Genomic DNA, 9,225 nt, shown 5'->3' with positions numbered 1-9,225 from the left:
CGCCACAGCAAGCTCCCTCGCCACAGGTTAATCGTCCGTCAAGGTCCCGCGAAGGTTGGCAAGCCCGCCCTCGCCACGGATAATGCCCAGTTTTTCCACCTGCGCATCGCGCGCCACCGCTTGCGGTCGAAAGAGAACACCATGAAAGACACCATTCGCCAGCTGATCCAACAAGCCCTCACCCAACTCGTCAACGAAGGTGTGTTGCCTGAAGGCCTGACGCCGGCGATCCAGGTGGAAAATACCCGCGACAAGACCCACGGTGATTTCGCCAGCAACATCGCGATGATGCTGGCCAAGCCGGCCGGCCTGAAGCCGCGCGACCTGGCGGAAAAAATCATCGCCGCGCTGCCGGCCGACCCGCAGGTGACCAAGGCTGAAATCGCCGGCCCAGGCTTCATCAACTTCTTTCAGAACACCCAGGCCCTGGCTTCGCGCCTGGACGCGGCCCTGGCCGACGCGAAAATCGGCGTGCGCAAGGCCGGCCCGGCACAGCGCGTGGCCATCGACCTGTCGGCACCGAACCTGGCCAAGGAAATGCACGTGGGCCACCTGCGCTCCACCATCATCGGTGACGGCGTGGCGCGGGTCCTGGAATTCCTCGGCGACGACGTGATCCGCCAGAACCACGTGGGCGACTGGGGTACCCAGTTCGGCATGCTGATGGCCTATCTGCAGGAAAACCCGATCACCAGCAACGAGCTGTCGGACCTGGAGAACTTCTACCGCGCCGCCAAGAAGCGTTTCGACGAATCCGAAGAATTCGCCGACCGTGCCCGTGGCCTGGTGGTCAAGCTGCAAGCCGGCGATGCCGAATGCCTGGAACTGTGGGGCCGCTTCCGCGAGATCTCGCTGTCCCACTGCCAGGAAATCTACGAGCTGCTCAATGTCAAATTGACCATGGCCGACGTGATGGGCGAAAGCGCCTACAACGACGACCTGATCAACGTGGTCAACGACCTCAAGGCCAAGGGCCTGCTGGTTGAAAGCAACGGCGCGCAGTGCGTGTTCCTCGAAGAATTCAAGACCGCCGATGGCGACCCGCTGCCGGTGATCATCGTCAAGGCCGATGGCGGCTACCTCTACGCCACCACCGACCTGGCCGCCGTGCGCTACCGCAGCGGCGTGCTGAAAGCCGACCGTGCCCTGTATTTCGTTGACCAGCGCCAGGCCCTGCACTTCCAGCAAGTGTTCGAAGTGGCACGCCGCGCCGGTTTCGTGACCCACCCGATGCAGATGGAACACATGGGCTTCGGCACCATGAACGGCGCCGATGGCCGCCCGTTCAAGACCCGTGACGGCGGCACCGTGAAGCTGATCGACCTGCTGAACGAAGCCCAGGACCGCGCCTACAACCTGGTGAAGGAAAAGAACCCGGAGTTGGCCGAAGCCGACCTGCGCAACATCGCCCGCGTCGTGGGGATTGGCGCGGTGAAATACGCCGACCTGTCCAAGCACCGCACCAGCGACTACAGCTTCAACTTCGAATTGATGCTCAACTTCGAAGGCAACACCGCGCCGTACCTGCTGTATGCCTACACGCGGGTGGCCGGTGTGTTCCGCAAGCTGGGCAAGGACTTCAGCGAAGTCGAAGGCCAGATCAACCTTGAGGCGCCACACGAGCAGGAACTGGCCGCCAAACTGGCGCAATTCGGCGAAGTGCTGAACAGCGTCGGCGAAAAAGGCACACCGCACATCCTCTGCACCTATTTGTACGAAGTCGCCGGTTTGTTCTCCAGCTTCTACGAGAACTGCCCGATCCTGACCGCAGACGACGAAGCCCAAAAGCAGAGCCGCCTGCGCCTCGCCGCACTGGCAGGACGGACCCTCAAGCAAGGCCTGGAATTGTTGGGCCTGGAAACTCTGGAGCGTATGTAAGTTGGCTGCCAAGAAAAAACCTGCACCCAAGCGCGGCGCCAGCCGCTACCAGGCACCGGCGAAGAAGCCTATTCCGGGCTGGTTGTGGATGGCCATCGGCCTGACGGTCGGCGCGTTTGTGGTGTTCCTGATGAAGCTCGACCCGGGCAAGGGCGATGACGTCAAACGGGTCAAGCAAGAACAGCAGAAGGCCACAAAAATGGCCGAGGCGAACAAGACACCGCCTAGCCCGACTGCGCCGGTGAAGCCGAAGTACGACTTCTACACGCTGCTGCCGGAATCGGAAGTGATCGTGCCGCCGGACGCCGTGCCGGAGAAAACCCTGCCGACGCCGCAGCCGGTGCCGACTACGCCGGTTACCCCGGCGGAAGCAGCGAAGATCGACACGGCCCGAGCCCAGGCTGCGCTGGCCGGGATTACCCCGCCGCCACCGCCGCCGGTCGCCACCACCAAGGCCGCGCCCGTGACCAAGTTCTTCCTGCAGGCGGGCTCGTTCCCGAAACAGGCGGATGCGGACCGTGTGCGCGCGCAGATTATTCTGTTGGGGCAGGCGGTGACGGTGGAGTCCGGGACGGTTAAGGATGCGACCTGGTATCGCGTGCTGGTAGGGCCGTTCAGCAACCGTGAACAGCTGACCGTGGCGCAGAAGCAACTGGCCGGCGCCGGGTTTAGCAACCTGTTGTTACAACAACGCCAGAGCCGCTGATTCCGGAAACAGCATCGGGTTAATGTGGGAGCGGGCTTGCTCGCGAATGCGGTAGATCAGTCAATATTTCCAGTGACTGACACACCGCATTCGCGAGCAAGCCCGCTCCCACATTTGATTTTCAGCGGCCTCAGGACCGAGTCCGACACATAAACACCACTCGTCCGCCCTCCCGTCCTACAGTTGAAATCCCCCCCGCCACCCCCATATGAGTTCCATCAGGGCATTTTCGCCCCGCAGCGTGGAGACTCTCCCCTTGACCACCATCGTTTCAGTTCGCCGCCACGGCAAAGTCGTCATGGGCGGCGACGGCCAGGTTTCACTTGGCAATACCGTGATGAAAGGCAACGCGAAAAAAGTCCGTCGCCTGTACCACGGCCAGGTCCTCGCCGGTTTCGCCGGCGCCACCGCTGACGCCTTTACCCTGTTCGAGCGCTTTGAAGGCCAACTTGAGAAGCACCAGGGCCATCTGGTCCGTGCCGCCGTCGAACTCGCCAAAGAATGGCGCACCGACCGCTCCCTCAGCCGCCTGGAAGCCATGCTGGCCGTCGCCAACAAAGACGCCTCCCTGATCATCACCGGCAACGGCGACGTGGTTGAACCCGAAGAAGGCCTGATCGCCATGGGCTCCGGCGGCGGCTACGCACAAGCGGCGGCCAGCGCCCTGCTGAAGAAAACCGACCTGTCGGCCCGGGAAATCGTCGAGACTGCCCTGGGTATCGCTGGCGACATCTGTGTCTTCACCAACCACAACCTGACCATTGAGGAGCAGGACCTCGCCGAATAAGCCGCAGGCTTATTCCCGCTTGAGGACCGCCAATTACTATGTCCATGACTCCCCGCGAAATCGTCCATGAACTCAATCGCCATATCATCGGCCAGGACGATGCCAAGCGCGCCGTTGCCATCGCCCTGCGTAACCGCTGGCGCCGGATGCAACTGCCCGAAGAATTGCGCGTTGAAGTAACCCCGAAGAACATCCTGATGATCGGCCCGACCGGTGTCGGTAAAACCGAGATCGCCCGGCGCCTGGCCAAGCTGGCCAATGCGCCGTTCATCAAGGTCGAAGCCACCAAGTTCACCGAAGTGGGCTATGTGGGCCGTGACGTCGAGTCGATCATTCGTGACCTGGCCGACGCTGCCCTGAAGCTGCTGCGCGAACAGGAAATGACCAAGGTCAGCCATCGCGCCGAAGACGCCGCTGAAGAACGCATCCTCGACGCCTTGCTGCCACCGGCACGCATGGGCTTCAACGAAGACGCCGCGCCAAGCTCGGATTCCAACACCCGCCAGCTGTTCCGCAAGCGCCTGCGTGAAGGCCAGCTGGACGACAAGGAAATCGAGATTGAAGTCGCCGAAGTGTCCGGCGTCGACATCTCCGCACCGCCTGGCATGGAAGAAATGACCAGCCAGTTGCAGAACCTGTTCGCCAACATGGGCAAGGGCAAGAAGAAAAGCCGCAAGCTCAAGGTGAAGGAAGCGCTGAAACTGGTGCGCGACGAAGAGGCCGGGCGCCTGGTCAATGAGGAAGAACTCAAGGCCAAGGCCCTGGAAGCGGTCGAGCAGCACGGCATCGTGTTTATCGACGAGATCGACAAGGTGGCCAAGCGCGGTAATTCCGGCGGGGTCGATGTGTCCCGCGAAGGCGTGCAGCGCGACCTGCTGCCGCTGATCGAAGGCTGCACCGTCAACACCAAGCTGGGCATGGTCAAGACCGACCACATCCTGTTTATCGCGTCCGGTGCGTTCCACCTGAGCAAGCCAAGCGACCTGGTGCCGGAGCTGCAAGGCCGCCTGCCGATTCGCGTTGAGCTGAAAGCGCTGACGCCGGGCGATTTCGAACGCATCCTCAGCGAGCCGCATGCGTCGCTGACCGAGCAATACCGCGAGCTGCTGAAAACCGAAGGCCTGGGGATTGAGTTCCTGCCGGACGGTATCAAGCGTCTGGCGGAGATTGCCTGGCAGGTCAACGAGAAGACCGAGAACATCGGTGCCCGTCGCTTGCACACCCTGCTTGAGCGCCTGCTGGAGGAAGTGTCCTTCAGTGCCGGCGACATGGCGGGCGCGCAGAATGGCGTGGCAATCAAGATCGACGCCGACTACGTCAACAGCCACCTGGGCGAATTGGCGCAGAACGAAGATCTGTCTCGTTATATCCTGTAAGCCTCACGCAGGAACCGCTCTGCTTTAATGTGGGAGCGGGCTTGCTCGCGAATGCGGTGGGTCAGTCACAATTGCATGAACTGACCCACCGCATTCGCGAGCAAGCCCGCTCCCACAGTTTAAAGCCGGTTCCTTCAGGATCATCTCTGAGCGGTTCCCCAAATGACCAAACTGCCTACCGCCATCAACCTGCACAAAGCCTCCAGGACCCTGGGCCTCACCTACGGTCCCGACGAGGTGTATCAACTGCCCGCCGAATTCCTTCGCGTGCACTCCCCCTCCGCCGAGGTCCAGGGCCACGGCAAACCGATCCTGCAATTCGGCAAGCTCAATGTCGGCTTGACCAAGATCGAACCCGCCGGCCAATACGCACTGAAATTGACCTTCGACGATGGCCATGACAGCGGATTGTTCACCTGGGACTACCTCTATCAACTTGCCGTGCGTCAGGACGCGCTGTGGGCTGACTATCTTGCCGAGCTGAAAGCCGCCGGAAAAACCCGCGACCCGAGCCAGTCGGTCGTGCGGCTGATGCTCTAGCCCAGGCCTCTTGCTCATTAGTGGGCATTTTCTAATTCCATCTGCTTGAATGCCCCTCTGTCGTGGCCAACGATTGGCCCGCTTGCGAAAAAAATTAAACTCGGGTAACCAATGGAACTGGCAAGTTCCCTGCATTTGACGATGCGGTATTAACGGTCACCCGAGCAGTAGTACCAGGCTGTGCTGTGTGGCAAGTAGTGGTACACAGCGGTACCCGGTACTCGTCTGTCGGACAATGGAGCGTCGTAGATGAGTAACAAGAACAACGATGACTTGAAACGCCAGGCCTCGGAAAACACCCTGGGGCTGAACCCGATCATCGCGTTACGGAAAAAGGATTTACTGGCATCCGCTCGGATGGTGCTGACCCAGGCCATCAAACAACCGTTGCACAGCGTCAAGCATGTCGCCCATTTCGGCGTCGAATTGAAGAACGTGGTGTTCGGCAAATCACAGCTGACACCCGAGGCCGACGACCGTCGTTTCAACGACCCGGCGTGGACCCAGAACCCGCTCTACAAACGTTACCTGCAAACCTACCTGGCGTGGCGCAAGGAGCTGCACGACTGGATCGGTGACAGCAACCTGTCGGAACACGACATCAGCCGCGGCCACTTCGTCATCAACCTGATGACCGAGGCCATGGCGCCCACCAACAGCGCGGCCAACCCGGCGGCGGTCAAACGCTTCTTTGAAACCGGCGGCAAGAGCCTGCTGGATGGCCTGTCCCACCTGGCCAAGGACATGGTGCACAACGGCGGCATGCCGAGCCAGGTCAACATGGGCGCCTTTGAAGTGGGCAAGAGCCTGGGCACCACCGAAGGCGCCGTGGTGTTTCGCAACGATGTGCTGGAGCTGATCCAGTACCGGCCGATCACCGAGCAGGTGCACGAACGCCCGCTGCTGGTGGTGCCGCCGCAGATCAACAAGTTCTATGTATTCGACCTGAGCCCGGACAAGAGCCTGGCGCGCTTCTGCCTGCGCAATAACCAGCAGACGTTTATCGTCAGTTGGCGCAACCCCACCAAGGCCCAGCGCGAGTGGGGCCTGTCGACCTACATCGAGGCGCTGAAAGAAGCGGTCGATGTGGTGAGCGCGATCACCGGCAGCAAAGACATCAACATGCTCGGCGCCTGCTCCGGCGGCATCACCTGCACCGCCCTGCTGGGCCACTACGCGGCGCTGGGCGAGAAGAAGGTCAACGCCCTGACCCTGCTGGTGAGCGTGCTGGACACGACCCTGGACACCCAGGTGGCGTTGTTCGTCGACGAACAGACCCTGGAAGCAGCCAAGCGCCATTCCTACCAGGCCGGTGTGCTGGAAGGCCGCGACATGGCCAAGGTGTTTGCCTGGATGCGCCCCAATGACCTGATCTGGAACTACTGGGTCAACAACTACCTGCTGGGCAACGAGCCACCGGTGTTCGACATCCTGTTCTGGAACAACGACACCACCCGCTTGCCGGCCGCGTTCCATGGCGACCTGATCGAACTGTTCAAGAACAATCCCTTGGTGCGGGCCAATGCCCTGGAAGTGTGCGGCACGCCGATCGACCTGAAGCAGGTCACTGCCGATATTTATTCTTTGGCCGGCACCAACGACCACATCACACCGTGGCAGTCCTGCTACAAGTCGGCGCAGCTGTTTGGCGGCAAGGTGGAGTTTGTGCTGTCCAGCAGCGGGCATATCCAGAGCATTCTGAACCCGCCGGGCAATCCAAAATCGCGTTACCAGACCAGCGATACGATGCCGGGCAAGGCCCTGGACTGGCAGGAGAACGCCACCAAGCACACCGATTCGTGGTGGTTGCATTGGCAGGCGTGGCAGGCGGAGCGGTCGGGCAAGTTGAAGAAGGCGCCTGCGAACCTGGGCAACAAGACTTATGCAGCGGCGGAAGCGGCGCCGGGCACATACGTTCACGAAAGGTAGGCGGGAATGGGATCAAATGTGGGAGCTGGCTTGCCTGCGATGGCATCAACTCGGTGTGCCTGATACACCGTAGCGTCTGCATCGCAGGCAAGCCAGCTCCCACATTGACCGTGTTCCCGCAGGGAAATAGCGCCATTTTGCAGGGTAAGCCCATGCCGCAACCGTTCATCTTCCGTACCATCGACCTGGATGGCCAAGCCATCCGCACGGCGGTACGCCCGGGCAAGCCTCACTTGACGCCGCTGCTGATTTTCAACGGCATCGGCGCCAACCTTGAGCTGGTGTTTCCGTTCGTCCAGGCCCTGGACCCGGACCTGGAAGTGATTGCCTTTGATGTGCCAGGCGTCGGCGGCTCGTCGACCCCCAGCCGGCCTTATCGCTTTCCCGGCCTGGCCAAACTCACCGCGCGCATGCTCGACTACCTGGACTATGGCCAGGTCAACGCGGTGGGCGTTTCCTGGGGCGGCGCGCTGGCGCAGCAGTTCGCCTATGACTATCCGGAACGCTGCAAGAAGCTGATTCTGGCCGCCACCGCCGCCGGTGCCTTCATGGTGCCGGGCAAGCCGAAAGTCTTGTGGCTGATGGCCAGCCCCCGGCGTTATATCCAACCGTCCCACGTGGTGCGCATTGCACCGATGATCTACGGCGGCTCCTTCCGTCGGGATTCGAAACTGGCCGCCGAACACGCGAGCAAAGTGCGTTCGGCGGGCAAGCTGGGTTACTACTGGCAACTGTTCGCCGGGCTTGGCTGGACCAGCATCCACTGGCTGCACAAGATCAAGCAGCCGACCCTGGTGCTGGCTGGCGACGACGACCCGCTGATCCCGCTGATCAACATGCGCATGCTGGCCTGGCGTATTCCCAACGCCCAATTGCACATCATCGACGACGGCCATCTGTTCCTGATTACCCGGGCCGAGGCCGTGGCGCCGATCATCATGAAGTTTCTCCAGGAGGAACGCCTGAGGGCGGTGATTCACCCGCAACCCGCACTTTAGACGGCAGCGGTCAGGACGACCGCGCCGCGCAACTTGGCCAGAACCGACTATGGTTCTGAATTGGCGTGCTTGTTGATGGCTTGACGAAGGAGTGTTGGCGCATGCGAGAAAGACCCGTATCGAACCCGGTGCCCACACCCGCCGCGTTCATCAATATTGAAAGTGCGATCACCGGCCTGCGCGGCCGGGACTTGCTCTCGACCCTGCGCAGCGTCGCCGCACACGGCTTGCGCAACCCGGTGCACACCGCCCGTCACGCCCTGAAGTTGGGCGGGCAATTGGGCCGCGTGCTGCTCGGGGAAACGGTGCACGAGCCGAACCCGAAGGACAGCCGCTTCGCCGACCCGACCTGGCAGCTCAACCCGTTTTATCGGCGCAGCCTGCAAGCCTACCTGAGCTGGCAAAAACAGACCCGCCACTGGATCGACGACAGCAACCTCAGCGCCGACGACCGGGCGCGGGCGCACTTTGCCTTTGCCCTGCTCAACGATGCCGTGTCGCCATCCAACACCCTGCTCAACCCGCTGGCGATCAAGGAGCTGCTCAACTCCGGCGGCAACAGCGTGGTGCGTGGCGTCAGCAACCTGTTCGACGACCTGCTGCACAACAACGGCTTGCCGCGCCAGGTCACCAAGCAGGCCTTTGAAGTCGGCAAGACGGTGGCCACCACACCCGGTTCGGTGGTGTTTCGCAATGAACTGCTGGAGCTGATCCAGTACAAGCCCATGAGCGAAAAACAGTACGCCAAGCCGCTGCTGGTGGTGCCGCCGCAAATCAACAAGTACTACATTTTCGACCTGAGCCCGAACAACAGCTTCGTCCAGTTCGCCCTGAAAAATGGCCTGCAAGTGTTTATGGTCAGCTGGCGCAACCCGGATGTACGCCACCGCGAATGGGGCTTGTCCACCTACGTCGCGGCTTTGGAAGAAGCGCTGAACGTAACCCGCGCAATCACCGGCGCCCGCGAGGTCAACCTGATGGGCGCCTGCGCCGGTGGCCTGACCATCGCCG

7 protein-coding genes and 1 pseudogene are annotated in these 9,225 nt (G+C 61.6%); all 8 read left to right on the top strand.

Annotated elements, in window-relative coordinates; genetic code table 11:
• The first annotated feature begins 141 nt into the window (after positions 1-141).
• A complete protein-coding gene (gene argS / locus HX846_RS12135) occupies positions 142-1,878 on the top strand; it encodes an arginine--tRNA ligase (protein ID WP_003209327.1) in 1,737 nt (578 codons plus the stop codon).
• A gap of 1 nt (position 1,879) precedes the next feature.
• Positions 1,880-2,584 carry an SPOR domain-containing protein gene (locus HX846_RS12130; RefSeq protein ID WP_003209324.1) on the top strand — a complete coding sequence of 235 codons (705 nt, stop codon included), beginning with the start codon at positions 1,880-1,882 and terminating at the stop codon, positions 2,582-2,584.
• A 256-nt stretch (positions 2,585-2,840) separates the two neighbouring features.
• Complete coding sequence (hslV, locus tag HX846_RS12125; protein WP_003209323.1) at positions 2,841-3,371, top strand: ATP-dependent protease subunit HslV; 531 nt, start codon at positions 2,841-2,843, stop codon at positions 3,369-3,371.
• Between the two features lie 38 nt (positions 3,372-3,409).
• The gene (gene hslU / locus HX846_RS12120) at positions 3,410-4,747 is read left to right on the top strand and encodes an ATP-dependent protease ATPase subunit HslU (protein ID WP_003209321.1); all 1,338 of its coding nucleotides are present in this window, start codon (positions 3,410-3,412) and stop codon (positions 4,745-4,747) included.
• Between the two features lie 162 nt (positions 4,748-4,909).
• On the top strand, positions 4,910-5,287 hold the full coding sequence (locus HX846_RS12115) for a gamma-butyrobetaine hydroxylase-like domain-containing protein (RefSeq protein WP_003209319.1): 378 nt from the start codon (positions 4,910-4,912) through the stop codon (positions 5,285-5,287).
• A gap of 249 nt (positions 5,288-5,536) precedes the next feature.
• Positions 5,537-7,216 carry a class II poly(R)-hydroxyalkanoic acid synthase gene (gene phaC / locus HX846_RS12110; RefSeq protein ID WP_003209318.1) on the top strand — a complete coding sequence of 560 codons (1,680 nt, stop codon included), beginning with the start codon at positions 5,537-5,539 and terminating at the stop codon, positions 7,214-7,216.
• Between the two features lie 152 nt (positions 7,217-7,368).
• The gene (phaZ, locus tag HX846_RS12105; RefSeq protein WP_003209316.1) at positions 7,369-8,214 is read left to right on the top strand and encodes a poly(3-hydroxyalkanoate) depolymerase; all 846 of its coding nucleotides are present in this window, start codon (positions 7,369-7,371) and stop codon (positions 8,212-8,214) included.
• Between the two features lie 101 nt (positions 8,215-8,315).
• Positions 8,316-9,225: pseudogene (locus HX846_RS12100) on the top strand (class II poly(R)-hydroxyalkanoic acid synthase); the annotation flags it as partial.

This window comes from Pseudomonas sp. K5002, from assembly GCF_013386655.1.
GTDB lineage: Bacteria > Pseudomonadota > Gammaproteobacteria > Pseudomonadales > Pseudomonadaceae > Aquipseudomonas.
Note: the sequence above shows the minus strand (reverse complement) of the source record. Positions and strands in the feature narration are given on the sequence as shown.

Excerpts from the sequence above, each read along its gene's own strand:
- argS (WP_003209327.1), top strand. The coding sequence starts at position 142 with ATGAAAGACACCATTCGCCAGCTGATCCAACAAGCCCTCACCCAACTC.
- hslU (WP_003209321.1), top strand. The coding sequence starts at position 3,410 with ATGTCCATGACTCCCCGCGAAATCGTCCATGAACTCAATCGCCATATC.
- HX846_RS12115 (WP_003209319.1), top strand. The coding sequence starts at position 4,910 with ATGACCAAACTGCCTACCGCCATCAACCTGCACAAAGCCTCCAGGACC.
- phaC (WP_003209318.1), top strand. The coding sequence starts at position 5,537 with ATGAGTAACAAGAACAACGATGACTTGAAACGCCAGGCCTCGGAAAAC.
- phaZ (WP_003209316.1), top strand. The coding sequence starts at position 7,369 with ATGCCGCAACCGTTCATCTTCCGTACCATCGACCTGGATGGCCAAGCC.